This window comes from Rhodococcus sp. KRD175, from assembly GCF_017168275.1.
Classification (GTDB): Bacteria; Actinomycetota; Actinomycetes; order Mycobacteriales; family Mycobacteriaceae; genus Rhodococcoides; species Rhodococcoides fascians.
Map to the genome: position 1 here is coordinate 454,867 of NZ_JABFAQ010000004.1, position 13,386 is coordinate 468,252.

General features: G+C 64.5%; 15 protein-coding genes. 8 read left to right on the top strand and 7 right to left on the bottom strand.

The genetic code is table 11. The features are described from left to right. Together J1M81_RS06705 and J1M81_RS06710 are read right to left on the bottom strand one after the other, a co-directional pair. Window positions 1–821 (bottom strand): LLM class F420-dependent oxidoreductase (locus J1M81_RS06705; RefSeq protein WP_206497897.1); only part of this gene is annotated, 821 nt, incomplete at its 3' end. Between the two features lie 43 nt (window positions 822–864). Then, the gene (locus J1M81_RS06710; RefSeq protein WP_032365401.1) at window positions 865–1,584 is read right to left on the bottom strand and encodes a hypothetical protein; all 720 of its coding nucleotides are present in this window, start codon (window positions 1,582–1,584) and stop codon (window positions 865–867) included. Between the two features lie 97 nt (window positions 1,585–1,681). Between J1M81_RS06710 and J1M81_RS26630 the strand changes: the two genes are divergently transcribed. After that, window positions 1,682–1,816, top strand: coding sequence for a hypothetical protein (locus J1M81_RS26630; protein ID WP_257885960.1), 135 nt, complete (start codon window positions 1,682–1,684; stop codon window positions 1,814–1,816). Next, on the top strand, window positions 1,813–2,193 hold the full coding sequence (locus J1M81_RS06715) for a VOC family protein (RefSeq protein WP_206497794.1): 381 nt from the start codon (window positions 1,813–1,815) through the stop codon (window positions 2,191–2,193). The genes J1M81_RS26630 and J1M81_RS06715 overlap by 4 nt, the downstream gene beginning before the upstream one ends. Before the next feature lie 9 nt (window positions 2,194–2,202). Here the strand turns inward: J1M81_RS06715 and J1M81_RS06720 are convergent, their stop codons facing one another. Further along, window positions 2,203–3,216, bottom strand: coding sequence for a glutathione S-transferase family protein (locus J1M81_RS06720; protein WP_045840759.1), 1,014 nt, complete (start codon window positions 3,214–3,216; stop codon window positions 2,203–2,205). Window positions 3,217–3,279: 63 nt separating this feature from the next. Next, complete coding sequence (locus J1M81_RS06725) at window positions 3,280–4,023, bottom strand: GNAT family N-acetyltransferase (RefSeq protein WP_080733434.1); 744 nt, start codon at window positions 4,021–4,023, stop codon at window positions 3,280–3,282. 194 nt (window positions 4,024–4,217) lie between these two features. Here J1M81_RS06725 and J1M81_RS06730 point away from each other — a divergent pair, with 194 nt between their 5' ends. The 3 genes from J1M81_RS06730 (at window position 4,218) to J1M81_RS06740 (ending at window position 6,770) form a co-directional block, all read left to right on the top strand. Continuing rightward, the gene (locus J1M81_RS06730; RefSeq protein WP_008714360.1) at window positions 4,218–4,421 is read left to right on the top strand and encodes a cold-shock protein; all 204 of its coding nucleotides are present in this window, start codon (window positions 4,218–4,220) and stop codon (window positions 4,419–4,421) included. Window positions 4,422–4,692: 271 nt separating this feature from the next. Next, on the top strand, window positions 4,693–5,310 hold the full coding sequence (locus tag J1M81_RS06735; protein ID WP_052054800.1) for a PadR family transcriptional regulator: 618 nt from the start codon (window positions 4,693–4,695) through the stop codon (window positions 5,308–5,310). Then, window positions 5,307–6,770: a DHA2 family efflux MFS transporter permease subunit gene (locus J1M81_RS06740; protein ID WP_027498009.1), complete on the top strand. Its 1,464-nt coding sequence runs from the start codon at window positions 5,307–5,309 to the stop codon at window positions 6,768–6,770. The genes J1M81_RS06735 and J1M81_RS06740 overlap by 4 nt, the downstream gene beginning before the upstream one ends. A 52-nt stretch (window positions 6,771–6,822) precedes the next feature. Here the strand turns inward: J1M81_RS06740 and J1M81_RS06745 are convergent, their stop codons facing one another. Next, entirely contained in the window at window positions 6,823–7,968 is a 1,146-nt protein-coding gene (locus J1M81_RS06745; RefSeq protein WP_206497795.1) for an acyl-CoA dehydrogenase family protein, read from the bottom strand. 86 nt (window positions 7,969–8,054) lie between these two features. On the opposite strand from J1M81_RS06745, the gene J1M81_RS06750 reads away from it, so the two are divergent. Together J1M81_RS06750 and J1M81_RS06755 are read left to right on the top strand one after the other, a co-directional pair. Beyond that, a complete protein-coding gene (locus J1M81_RS06750) occupies window positions 8,055–8,846 on the top strand; it encodes an enoyl-CoA hydratase/isomerase family protein (RefSeq protein WP_032375185.1) in 792 nt (263 codons plus the stop codon). A gap of 10 nt (window positions 8,847–8,856) precedes the next feature. Continuing rightward, window positions 8,857–9,798, top strand: a complete 942-nt coding sequence (locus J1M81_RS06755) for an adenosine deaminase (RefSeq protein WP_032375178.1) — start codon at window positions 8,857–8,859, stop codon at window positions 9,796–9,798. A gap of 1 nt (window position 9,799) precedes the next feature. Here the strand turns inward: J1M81_RS06755 and J1M81_RS06760 are convergent, their stop codons facing one another. Both J1M81_RS06760 and J1M81_RS06765 read right to left on the bottom strand, forming a co-directional pair. Continuing rightward, window positions 9,800–11,287, bottom strand: coding sequence for a molybdopterin-dependent oxidoreductase (locus J1M81_RS06760; protein ID WP_032401320.1), 1,488 nt, complete (start codon window positions 11,285–11,287; stop codon window positions 9,800–9,802). 61 nt (window positions 11,288–11,348) lie between these two features. Continuing rightward, window positions 11,349–12,662 carry a D-arabinono-1,4-lactone oxidase gene (locus tag J1M81_RS06765; RefSeq protein ID WP_206497796.1) on the bottom strand — a complete coding sequence of 438 codons (1,314 nt, stop codon included), beginning with the start codon at window positions 12,660–12,662 and terminating at the stop codon, window positions 11,349–11,351. Window positions 12,663–12,737: 75 nt separating this feature from the next. Between J1M81_RS06765 and J1M81_RS06770 the strand changes: the two genes are divergently transcribed. After that, on the top strand, window positions 12,738–13,379 hold the full coding sequence (locus tag J1M81_RS06770) for a TetR/AcrR family transcriptional regulator (protein WP_027498003.1): 642 nt from the start codon (window positions 12,738–12,740) through the stop codon (window positions 13,377–13,379). Window positions 13,380–13,386 lie beyond the last annotated feature (7 nt).

Genomic DNA, 13,386 nt, shown 5'->3' on the forward strand with positions numbered 1-13,386 from the left:
GCGATCTCCCGGTACGTCTCGAGCGGGTCGGCGTCGTCGGGCAGCGAGTGCAGCGTCACGTGCGACGCGCCTGCAGTGAGGTGCTCGTCGAGTCGCGCCGCGATGGCGTCGGCATCGCCGTGTGCGACGAGCGCGTCGATCAGTCGGTCACTGCCGCCGTCGCCGATTTCCTCGTCCGAGTAGCCGAGCCGGTTCAGATTGTTGGTGTAGTTGCGCAGATGCAGGTAGGGATTGTTCACCGGTGGCCGACCGATCGCGCGTGCCTTCTCCGGATCGGTCTCGAGCACCACCTTGTGCTCGGGAGCGAGAATCTTGTTCGGTCCCACTGCTTCTCGGGCTTCACGGGTGTGTTCGGGAGTGGTCAGATAGGGGTGTGCGCCTGCGGTACGGCTCGCGGCCAGCGCGAGCACCTTGGGGCCGAGCGCGGCGAGGACCCGACGCTCCATCGGGACTCCGGCCTCGTCGAGGTCGTCGAGGTAGCTCACCAATGCGTCGTACGGCTTCCGGTATTCCTGGGTGGCCTCGGGGTGACCGGCACCGATGCCCAGGACGAACCGTCCGGGGTGCTTGCTCTCGATGCGGTGATACGACGCGGCGACGTCGGCGGCTGCATCGGACCAGATGTTGACGATGCCGGTGGCGACGACGATGGTGTCCGTGGCGTCGAGGATCTCCTCGGTGGTCGTCAGGTCCGCGGGCGGGGATCCGCCGAGCCAGATGGTCCCGTAGCCGAAGGACTCGATGGCGCGGGACAACTCCGGCGTGAACGCCGAGTGCAGTCGCCAGACGCCGTACTTGCCGAGTTCAGGTGTGGAAGTCATGTTCGAAGTCAACGCAGCAGCCTCTCGAAGATTCCGGGCATTCTCATTCGTCCGGTTCGATGATGCGATTTTCCGGGAACCGTGCGGGCGGCGGGCCGAAGGCGTCACGGGCGTTCTTGATGACGCCTTTGCCGACCACTCGGTTGCCCGCGCCGCCGATCGCCGCGCCGATTCCGGCGGGAAGCATCTTGCCGACCAGCAGTGCGCTGCGCTTGGCCAGGTATTTGGTGACGAACTTCTTCACCAGCGATTTGTTCATGCTGGCCATCGAGCCGCCCGGAATGCGTGAGGTGATGAGCGGGCCCCAGTTCTTGGCTGTCTTGCCCACTGTTCGTTGAACGATCTGCATGCCTGATTCGCCCAGTGCCACCGAGAGCACCAGCGCGCGTCGCTGCTGGTGATTCTCGACGGGAATGCCGTGCACGGACGCGACCGACAACGTCAGCAGAGCCGACGACTCGATGAAGAACGCGGTCTCGGCACCGACGGCGGCGAGCGATGCGACCGTACCGATTCCGGGGACCGCCGCTGCGCCTCCCACTGCCGATCCGCTGCCGGTGACCGCCAGCAGGAATCGCTTCTCGAGCCGTTCGATGATCTGGGCCGGGGTGTCGTACGGGTGTGCTCGACGCACGTGCGCGACGTATTTGTCGACGGCGGGTCCCTGTAGGCGGCTGGCGTTGTCCAGGATGTTGACCAGGGCCCGTTCGAGCTTGCCTCCGCTCGAGATCTCGACCTGAGCGTCGTCCTTCTTGCCTGCCATCGGTACCTCTTTCGGTTGCGAGCGTCGGTGACGCTGGTCGGGGGAGTTACCCGCGAATTCTTCGTTGCACACGTACGGGGCAATTTAGACTCGTGGCGTGCAGATTCCTCCGAGCGAGGTGGTGTCCGGTGGCGCGCGCCGCGTCGGGGTGCGGGCGTGTTCGAGACCCTGGCGAGCGGCATCGCGGCCGGTGACGATCCGCGCGGCAGACGAGGAAGGTATGGCGTCATGACGACACACGTTTGGCCCACTCTGAAGTACGACAACGCACGCGACGCGATCCGATTCATCGTCGACGTGTTGGGATTCGAGGAGTGCGCGGTGCACGGCGAAGGTGACCGCGTCGATCATGCGGAACTGCGCTGGCCCGACGGAGGCGGGGTGGTGCTGGGCAGTGTTCGCGACGGGAGTGCCATCGGCGAACTGCCGCCGGGTGTCGGGTCGATCTACATCGTCACCGACGACCCCGACGGCATCCACGATCGCGTCGTCGCGGCGGGCGGCACCGTCACGCAGGGCCTGCGCGAGGAGGACTACGGCAGCCGCGGCTTCACCTGCCGCGACGCCGAGGGGGTCTACTGGAGCTTCGGCACCTACGCCGGGGCATAGCCGTCACTGTTACACCCAGTGCTCGGGCGGGACCAGTTCGTCCGGCTTCGGCGGCTGCGGCGCGGTGCCGTCGCCGAAGGGCGATCCGCCGAGTGATTCGCGTCCGTGCGGTTCGAGCCAGCCGGCCAGATCGGGCCCCTTCGGCACGATGCCCGACGGATTGATGTCGGTGTGCACCTCGTAGTAGTGCCGCTTGATGTGATCGAAGTCGACGGTGTCACCGAATCCGGGGGTCTGGAACAGGTCGCGTGCGTAGTTCCACAGCACCGGCATCTCGGTGAGCTTGCTGCGGTTGCACTTGAAGTGGCCGTGGTAGACGGGATCGAAACGGACGAGGGTGGTGAACAGTCGCACGTCGGCCTCGGTGATGTGCTCGCCGACGAGATACCGCCGGGTGGACAGCCGTTCGACGAGCCAGTCGAGGCGAGCGAACAGGCGGTCGTACGCCTTCTCGTATGCCTCTTGCGAGCCGGCGAATCCGCAGCGGTAGACGCCGTTGTTGACGTCCTTGAACACCAGATCGGCCACCTCGTCGATCTCGCCGCGGAGCGCCTCCGGGTACAGATCGGGCGCGCCCTCGCGGTGGTACTGCGTCCACTCGGTGCTGAGGTCGAGGGTGATCTGTGGGTAGTCGTTGGTGACGACCTGGCCGGTGGGAACGTCGACGATCGCCGGCACGGTGATGCCTCGTTCGTAGTCCGGGAACCGTGCGAAGTAGGCGTCCTGCAGCCGAGGGATCTGTAGAACCGAGTCGACGCCGCCCGGCTCCTCCTGGAAGTTCCAGCTGCGCGGGTCGTGGGTCGGACCCGGAATGCCAAGGGACAGAACATCTTCGAGCCCGAGGAGTCGACGCACGATGATGGATCGATGGGCCCACGGGCAGGCCCGCGCCGCGATCAACCGGTAACGCCCGGGCTCCACCGGATACCCGTCCCGGCCGTCGGCGGTGATGCGCGTCGGGATGTAGTTGGTATCGCGCTTGAATTCCTCGCCCGGCTTCACGTAGGTGGCGTCCTCGGCCATGATCGAACTCCTCACATCGGTCGGTCTCACGAACGCTACCCAGTCCGGACCGGATTCAAGCGCCTAGGTTCGACGCACGGCGGTGTGGCAGGCGCCGATCTCCACGTAGTCGAGCCGGGCGGCAAGGCGTCGAGCGGTCGTGTTCTCCGGTCGCGCTCGCCACTGCGGTATCAGGCCGTCGTCGATGGCATCGTTGGTCGCGAGCCGCCCGACGACCGCGGCGTATCCGTGTCGTCGGTGTTCCGGGTCGGTGAGAACGCGCATGTCGGCCAGGATCATATTTTCTTCCGAGTACCCGGCCGAGGCCAGGGATCGCGCCGAATCCGCGGGTCGGTCGTCTCCGAGCAAAGTGAACCAGTGCCGCGACACCGGCTCGCCGAATGCCTCCGTCACGTCGGCCTCGCTGCAGTGCTCCGCCAGAGCACGGGCGTGCTCTGCGTCGTGGGAGATCAGCGGATCGTGGACGTCGATGGTGTGGCCGATCTCGGATCCGTAGGCCAGCGTGTGGGAGTCGATCTCGTACTGCTCGACGCGATCGCCCAGCAGCGTCGCCAACCACGTCCGACCGGTGTCTGCCTGGCCCTCGATGCCGCGTGCGGCGTCCACGGCCCAGGACGGCCCGACGATCAGAGTGGTCTGCGCCAGTCGGAGTACGACGATGTTCTCGGTGTCGGTCCGATGTTCGACGCGGTCTGCGGTGGTATCGAGGGCACGGTCGTCCAGCGACAGCCGTCGGCACCAGGCGAGTCGGACGATGTCGAGTCGGTGGGGATCGAATCGGTCGGCATCGTAGGCAGGCAATTCCACGGTTCGACAGTAGCGACGGCGCCGGAACCGACGGGCTGCGGCAGCTGTGGCGGCATTTCTGTTTCACCGTCCCAAAGCAATCTTTCGAACTTTTTCGCCCCCGGTGTTTCGCTCAGCGCCGATAGATGGCAGACTCGGTTTTGAGATTAGAGCTTCGACGTGAAGATCTAGCTCGCTTACAGAAGGTTTACAGAATGACGCAGGGCAGTGTGAAGTGGTTCAACGGCGAAAAGGGCTTCGGCTTCATCGAGCAGGATGGTGGCGGACCGGACGTTTTCGTTCATTACTCGGAGATTCAGGGTAGCGGCTTCAAGTCGCTCGACGAGGGCCAGCGCGTGGAGTTCGAGGTGGGCCAGGGTCAGAAGGGCCCCCAGGCTACCGGCGTCCGCGCCATCTGATTCAAGCTTCGTAACCCGATTTCTCCTGGTGGACTGAAACTCTAGACTTTTTCAGCACCAGAAACTCGGTGACAGGGCCGGATACACGGAAGTAATTCCGAGTATCCGGCCTTCGTCTGTTCGGTGAGGGCATCGACCGCGGTCGGTGCCCATTCTGTGTCGAAAGACGCCTTTGTCCCCTGGTGGGCGCATTGTCCGGGTTGCTCCGAGGCTACCGCCGGCCCTATATTCCAGTTGGAATAATTCGTGCGGGATAGGTGACGGGGGATCGATGCGAGCCGGAACCGTCAATCCGCTGGGCGTCTCGATTCTGGCTCTGCTCTCGGAGGGCCCGATGCATCCCTACGAGATGTATCAATTGCTGCTCTCCCGCAAGGAAGATCGAATCGTCAAGATTCGCCCGGGTTCGCTCTATCACGCGGTCGCACGTCTGCACGAGCAGGAACTGGTCGACGAGGTCGGAACCGACCGGGGTGGCAACCGTCCGGAGCGCACCACCTATCGGATCACCTCGGCCGGACGGCACGTGCTGACCGATCGGCTGACCGAAATTCTGAGAACCCCGGTGCGTGAATACCCGCAGTTCGTCCTCGGCCTGTCCGAAATGCACAACCTACCCGCATCCGACGCGACCGCCCTGTTGCGGGAGCGAATCGTGGACCTGACCGCGGACATCGACGAACTGTCGGGCTATCAACAGCTCGCAGCAGATCGCCAGATATCCGAAATCTATTGGGCCGGAATCGATTACATTCACCACATGCTGCGCGCAGAAGTGCAGTGGCTGACGCGCTACCTCGATCGGATCGACAGCGGCGAGCTCGACTGGCCGCATCACATCTCCGCACATCACACGAACCCGACTTCGGGGATAGGGAGCGCTACATGAATTCCGTCGAGACTGCCCCGTCGCAGCACGAGATCAGACCGTGGCCGGCGCTGTGGGCACTGTGCTTGGGCTTCTTCATGATCCTGGTGGACACGACGATCGTCGCGGTCGCGCAACCTGCGATCCTCACCGGGCTGAACACCGACATCAACAACGTCATCTGGGTCACCAGCGCGTATCTCCTCGCCTACGCCGTTCCACTGCTGGTCACGGGCCGATTGGGTGACAAGTTCGGTCCGCGGAATCTGTACATCGCCGGCCTGGTGCTGTTCACTCTCGCGTCCGTGTGGTGTGGGCTGTCGGGATCGATCGACATGCTCATCGCGGCGCGCGCGGTTCAAGGTCTCGGCGCGGCGATGATCACCCCGCAGACGATGGCGGTGATCACTCGTGTGTTCCCGGCGGAGAAGCGCGGAACGGCGATGGGGGCATGGGGTGCCGTCGCAGGCGTCGCTACGCTCGTCGGGCCGATTCTCGGCGGTGTGCTGGTCGACTCGCTCGGCTGGGAATGGATCTTCTTCATCAACGTGCCGGTGGGCATTCTCGCAATTGCGTTGGCGCTGAAGTTCGTTCCGGTGCTGCCGACCCACGATCACAAGTTCGATCTGCTGGGCGTTGCGCTCAGCGCTGTCGGACTCTTCTGCATCGTCTTCGGTATCCAGGAAGGTCAGAAGTACGACTGGGGTACCGGCGTGTGGATCCTCATCGGTGTCGGTCTGCTGGTCTTCGCGGGGTTCGTCTACTGGCAGTCCGTGAATACCAGCGAGCCGCTAGTGCCCTTGGCCCTGTTCCGCGACCGCAACTTCTCGCTGTCCAATATCGGTATCGCCGCAATGGGTTTCGCGATGTCCGGCATGATGCTGCCGATCATGTTCTACGCGCAGAGCGTCACCGGTCTGACGCCCACCCGATCGGCACTGCTGTTCGTTCCGATGGCGCTGCTCACCGGACTGCTCGCACCCAATATCGGCAAGCTCGTCGACAAGACGCATCCGCGGTACATCGCCGGATCGGGACTGTTCATCCTCGCCGCGTCGCTGCTGTGGTTCGCCTACGAGATGACGCCCACGACGGCCATCTGGAAGTTGCTGCTCCCCGTCGCTGCAATGGGTGTGGCGAATGCGTTGATCTGGTCTCCGTTGGCAGCGACGGCCACTCGCAATCTTCCGATGAGCCAGGCGGGTGCCGGTTCGGGAATTTACAACACCACCCGCATGATCGGCTCGGTTCTCGGTAGCGCGGGCATCGGCGCGCTCATCCAATCGCGCTTGGCCGCCGAACTACCTACCGGTGGATCGGCTTCGGGGGCAAACGAATTCGCCGGCCGAGTGCCCGAGATGCTGCGTGACGGCTTCACCACCGCCATGGCGCAGTCGCTGATTCTGCCCGCCGTCGTGCTCCTGGTCGGCATGGTCGCGGTCTGCTTCTACGCCCGGCCCGCGTTCGAGAAACCCATGTGAGTGGAACCTCGACCCCTGCTACGAAGTTCCACTCACATGCGGCGAAGCCGCTCTACAGCCCCAGATCCCGGCCGATCAGTTCCTTCATGATTTCGTTCGATCCGGCCCAGATCTTGGTCACGCGAGCGTCTTTCCACGCGCGGGCGGCGCGGTATTCGTTCATGAATCCGTAGCCGCCGTGCAGCTGGACGCAGTGGTCGAGAATTTCGTTCTGCACCTGCGAGCTCCACCACTTGGCCTTGGCTGCATCGATGGCCGTCAGCTCGCCCTGGCCGTGGGCGACGATGCAGTTGTCGATGTATGCCTGTGCCACATCGAGTTTGGTGACGAGCTCGGCGAGCAGAAACTTGTTCCACTGCAGCGAGCCGATCTGCTGACCGAATGCCTTGCGGTCCTTGGCGTACTGCAGCGTCTCTTCGAGAATGGGCCGTACGTGTCCGAGGTTGGCCACCGAGCAGCTGATGCGTTCCTGGGGGAGCAGCTGCATCATGTGGATGAAGCCGCCGTCGAATTCGCCGATCATGTTGGCGCTGGGTACTCGCACGTTCTCGAAGAACAGTTCCGCGGTGTCGGATTCGGGCTGGCCGACCTTGTCGAGTTTGCGGCCGCGGGTGAATCCCTCGGTTCCGTTCTCGACGGCGAACAGCGTGATGCCCTTCGCCTTCTTCTCGGGCGTCGTGCGCGTGGCGACGATGACGAGGTCGGCGGAATTGCCGTTGGTGATGAACGTCTTCGAGCCGTTGATGATGAAGTCGTCGCCGTCCTTGACGGCGGTGGTCTTCAGCGCGGCCAGGTCCGAGCCGCCGGAGGGCTCCGTCATGGCGATGGCGGTGAGGATCTCGCCGCTGCAGAACCCGGGCAGCCAGCGCTTCTTCTGCTCCTCGGTGGTGAGCTTGACGAGGTAGGGCGCGACGATGTCGACGTGAATACCGAAGCACGACGCCACCGCGGCACCCGAGCGGGCGAGTTCCTCACCGAGGACGGCGTTGAATCGGTAGTCCTCGGCTCCGCTGCCGCCGTATTCCTCGGGCACTTCGAGGCCGAGGAAACCGTTGCGTCCTGCTTCGAGCCAGATCTCGCGGTCGATGTATCGCTGTTCGACCAGCTTTTCCTCGACCGGTGTGATCGTCCTGGTGACGAACTCGCGTACCGATGCGCGGAAGTCGTCGTGGTCGGACTCGAACAGGCTGCGCTTCACTTACTTGTTCCTCTCGGTAACGGCTGATACGCGCACAATACTCGTCGATAACTACGCCCCGGAACGCGTATGGCACTATGCGAGGCATGGCTGACGCACCTACCTCGCTCGTCCGATCGACCACTGCGGCCGGCGCTGAGGTCGCTGTCCTGACGTTCGACCACGGCCCCCTCAATCTGTTCGATCAGGCAATGTTCGACGCGGTGGCCGCGAACGTTGCCGATCTGGCCGCGAACCCGCCGCGTGCGGTTCTGCTGCGTGCCGAGGGCAAGGTCAACTCGGCGGGCGTCGACGTGCACGTGTTCGAGGGATTGTCCGCGGCCGAGGGTGCCGATCTGTGGCGTGGGTTGTTCGCCGGCATCATTCACCCGCTCGAGGCGTTGCCGTGCCCGGTGATCTACGCCGCGCACGGTTTGACGCTCACCGCGGCGTTCGAGATCTCGCTGGCCTGCGACATCGTTCTTGCCGGACCCAAGGCGAAGTTCGGTCTGGTCGAGACCGTCGTCGGGTTGACGCCGTCGATGGGCGGACCGCAGCGTCTGGCCGAGCGGGCCGGGTCGGGTCGGGCACGTGAATTCGTCATGACCGGAGATCTCTACGACGCCCAGACGTTGAAGGAGTGGGGCGTGGTCAACCAGATCCACGACGACGTCGATGCCGCGGCGCTCGCGTTGACACACCGACTGGCCGACGGCCCTACCGTCGCCCATGCGGCCACGAAACAGATTGTGGCGGCGTGGCGTTCGGGCGGTGTGGCGCACGCGGACGACATCACGTCGGAGGTGTCGGGCGCATTGTTCGAGACCGATGATCTGCGCGGTGCGGTGACGAGCTTCCTCGAGGTCGGCCCTGGTAAGGCGACGTACACCGGCAAGTAGAATCGTATGAGTGAGTAATGATCAACTGGCCGAACTGCACCTGCACATCGAAGGGTCGCTCGAACCGCCGCTGATCTTCGATCTCGCCGAGCGCAACGCAATCACGCTGCCGTACAACGATATCGACGAATTGCAGGCGAAGTACGAGTTCACCGACCTGCAGTCCTTCCTCGATCTGTACTACGCGAACATGGCCGTGTTACGCACCGCCGAGGACTTCGCCGATCTGGCGCGCGCGTACTTCCGCCGCACCGCGCAGGCCGGGGTGACGCATGCGGAGATCTTCTTCGATCCACAGGCGCACACCGAGCGCGGTGTACCGCTCCAGGCCGTCGTCGAGGGATTGGCCGACGCCTGCGCGACCAGTGAGCGCGAATTCGGCGTCACCAGCGGGTTGATCGCGTCGATCCTGCGAGACAAGCCGGTGCTGCACGCCAACCAATTGCTCGACGAGCTGTTGGCGATGAAGGCACCGATCATCGGCCTCGGTCTCGACTCCGCCGAGGTCGGCTACCCGCCCTCGCTGTTCGTCGACGTGTTCGCCAAGGCACGCGCCGAGGGCCTGCACGTGGTCGCCCACGCCGGTGAGGAAGGCCCGCCCGACTACATCTGGCAGGCACTGGATCTGCTGAAGGTGGAGCGCATCGATCACGGCGTCCGGTGCCTGGAAGACGAGGCGCTGGTGAATCGACTTGTCGAGGAACAGATTCCGCTCACCGTCTGCCCGTTGTCCAACGTTCGGCTCAAGGTGATCGACGACGTCGCGCAGTTGCCGCTACGGCAGATGCTCGAACGTGGGTTGTCGGTGTCGATCAATTCCGACGACCCCGCTTATTTCGGCGGGTACGTCGACGACAACTTCGTCGCGCTGGAAGAGGGCATGGGTCTGACCGCGGACGAGCGGAAGCAGTTGGCGGAGAACTCGGTTCGCGCCAGCTTCGCGACAACCTGAATCAGTTCGCCGTCACCGAGATTTTCGGGTAGCCGGTTGCTCCGTCGGGGACGGTGTCTGCAGTCTTGTTGGTCTGCAGCTCCCCGGCGGAGTTGGTGGCCCGGGCGCGGATCGCGTGCTGGCCCGCCGGCAGGTCGAGCTCGATCATCCACTGCCGCCACGTGTCCTTGGAGTACTCCTCCGACAGGGTTGCCGGCACCCAATTGCCCTCGTCCACTTGTACTTCCACGGCCTCGATGCCGGTGTGCTGATCCCAGGCGACGCCCGCGAACACGGTCTTTCCCGCGGACACGGAGCTGCCCGACCGCGGGGTGTCGATGCGGGCAGCGGTCTTGATCGGACCGAGTACGCCCCAGCCGCGGTCGGTCCAGTATGCCGTCACCTTGTCGAATCGGGTGATCTCGATGTCGGTGACCCACTTGGTGGCCGAGACGTATCCGTACAGTCCGGGCACGACCAGTCGGGCCGGGTAACCGTGCTCCACGGGTAGCGGGGCGCCGTTCATCCCGACGGCCAACAGTGCGTCGCGGCCGTCGAGCAGCACTTCGAGGGGAGTGCCTGCGGTGAAGGCGTCGCTGCTGGACGACAGGGCCATGTCGGCGTCGGGGGAGATGCCCGCTTCTTCGAGGATGTCCTTCAGTGGGTAGCCGATCCACGTCGCGTTGCCGACGAGGTCGCCGCCGACGATGTTGGACACGCACGTCAACGTGACTGTTTTCTCCACCGCCTGACGCTGTGCCAGATCGGCGAACGTCAACTCGATCTCGCGGTCCACCATGCCGTGGATCCGCAGCGACCACGTATCCGACGCCACGCGTGGCACGACCAACGCGGTGTCGATGCGGTAGAAGTCCTCGTTCGGGGTGATGTACGACGCGAGGCCGTCGATCTTCAGGTCCGCCCCCGACGGTATCGGCGTTTGCGGCGTCGGGGTCGGGAGCATGAAGCCGAGTCGATCGGCGGTGACCGCTCGCGCCGAGGTGAGCATTCGTCCGGCCGTCCCTGCGACGACTCCGAGTACTGCGGCACCGGCGGCGAGGGTCAGAAAACTGCGTCGGTTCATTCCGTCGGTCGCCGGGGTGGCGGATCCGATGAGGGCGTGCAGCACGACGATGCCGACGATGACGCCGCCGATGGTCGGGACTGCATAGAACACCGTCGCGTCGGGTCGGGTCACCGCGGCGAGGACGCCGATTACGCCCAAGGCGGCGAACACCGCGGCCCCGATCGGTTTGCGAGCGATTCCTGCCGCGGCGGCGATAGCGCCGATGACCACGGCCATACCGAGGAACAGGGCGAGCTTGTCGGAGGTGCCGAACGTGTCGATGGCCCATTCACGGACCGGTGCCGGACTGTTGTCGACGGCCGAGGATCCGACGGCGGTCAGTGGTGACGAGTTCGGTCCGATGGGGACGGCGATCAATTCGCCGACGCCGAGGACGACTCCGGCGGCGATGATGCCGGACAGCGCGCGTTTTCCTGTGCTCACCGAGTCCAATGTAAGCGAATCCGTCGTGCGCGGTATTTTGTAGCAGGGTACGAGATACCGCTCACGACAGCAGGTGCGCCAAGTAGTCGTTGCGGAACAGCTGCGTCGGGTCGAGGGAATCGCGGATGCGCAGGAAATCGTCGAAGTGCTCGTAGGAATCACGCAGCTCGGCGCTGCCGAGAGAGTGCAGTTTGCCCCAGTGCGGCCTGCCGCCGACACTGCGGCAGATGGTTTCGACGGCGTCGAAATACTCCCGGTGATCGCGGCGGTGGTACTGGTGCACGGCGATGTACGCCGTCGGACGCCCGGATGCCGTGGACAGCCAGATGTCGTCGGCGGCCGCGAACCGCACCTCGACGGGGAACGCGATGGAGATCGCCGAACGCTCGAGCCAGCGATCCACCTCGCGCAGCACCCAGGCGATCTCGGAGACGGGCACGGCGTATTCCATCTCGACGAACTTGACCGTCCGCGACGACGCGAACACCCGGTACGAGCGGTCGGTGTACTCGCGGGCCGACAGTGCTCGGGCCGAGACCGCGTTCACCCTGGGAATCAACGCAGGCACCCGCGTCACCAGTCGGTTGAGGCCCTCGAAGACCGTGTTGGACAGCAGCTCGTCGTCGAGATACGAGCGCACCTTGCCCAGCGGACACAGATCGGTGTCACCGGGCAGGCGGGTGTTGCGTTTGGTGAGCACACGATCGGTGTGCGGAAACCAATAGAACTCGAAATGGTCGACGCCGGCGACGGTGGCATCGAGATCACGCAGCGTCGCCGTCAGCGTCGACGGCGTCTCGACGGCCTGCAGCGCGAACGCCGCGACGCAGTTCAACGTCACACGCGTGATGACGCCGAGAGCGCCGAGACCGATGCGGGCCGCGTCGAAGAGTTCTGTGTTCTCGTCTCGGGAGCACTGCACCGACTGTCCGTCTGCGGTCACCAGCTCCAGCGCGTGCACCTGGGTGGCGATGCCGCCGAACCGGGCACCGGTTCCGTGAGTGCCCGTCGAGATGGCCCCGGCGACGGACTGCTCGTCGATGTCGCCCAGATTGGTCATCGCCAGACCGAGCTCCCACAACCGCGCCGACAACTCTCGGAGTCGGATGCCGGCCAGTACCGTCACCTGGGCAGATCCGTCGTCGGCGCGTTCGACGTATTCGATACCGCTCAGCGCATCCAAGGCGATCTGGATACCGTCGGTGACGGCAATGGGAGTGAAGGAATGCCCTGCCCCGACGCAGCGCACCGGCAGAGAGCGTTCGGCGGCATCGCGCAGAATCGCACGCATCTCCTCGACCGACGAGGGCTCGGCTCGACGCGCCGGGAATGCATGTTGATTGCCCGCCCAGTTCTGCCACGACCGCTCGATCATCGAATCACTATCTCGCAGCGCGCTCCCCTGGGGCAATCCAAGGCACAGATGTCGACCGCGACCTAGTATCGGGTCATGCAATCGAGGCTGCCCGCCGACGTGCGCCGCGCACAACTGGTGCAGTCGGCAATCGACGTCGCCGAGCGGGTCGGTATCGAGTCGCTCACCGTTCGGGCGCTGTCGGAATATGCCGACGTCACCAAAGGCATCGTGCAATACCACTTCGAGACCAAGCAGGATCTGGTGATCGCGATGGGCGAGCACCTCATCGTCGACGTCACCGAGATACTGCACGCCGCGTTGGACAGCGCGGTCGGAACACACGAACTACCCGGTGTTCGGGGGCTGCGCGAGCTGGTGCACAGCGGGCTGAGCGCGGTGTGGCTGCTGATCGAGAAATCGCATGGTCGGCAGCTGTTGGCGTACGAGATCAAGACGTATCTGTTGCGGCATCGCGCACTGGGTTCGGCCACGGCCGCCGAGATCGCCAGCGGGCAGTATCGAATCCGGGATTCCGAGGCGCAGCTGTTCTTCGAGAATTGTTCCGACCACACCGGCACGCGGTGGCTCGAACCAGTGGAGTCGATCGCCCGCTTCGGGATGGCGACTCTCGACGGTTTGGTGCTGCGGTGGTTGGTCGACGGCGACGATCTCGAAGTGTTGGCCCAGATCGACGACCTGTCCGGGCTGATCGCCGCGAAGGCAGAAGATCGCTGAGTGGAAA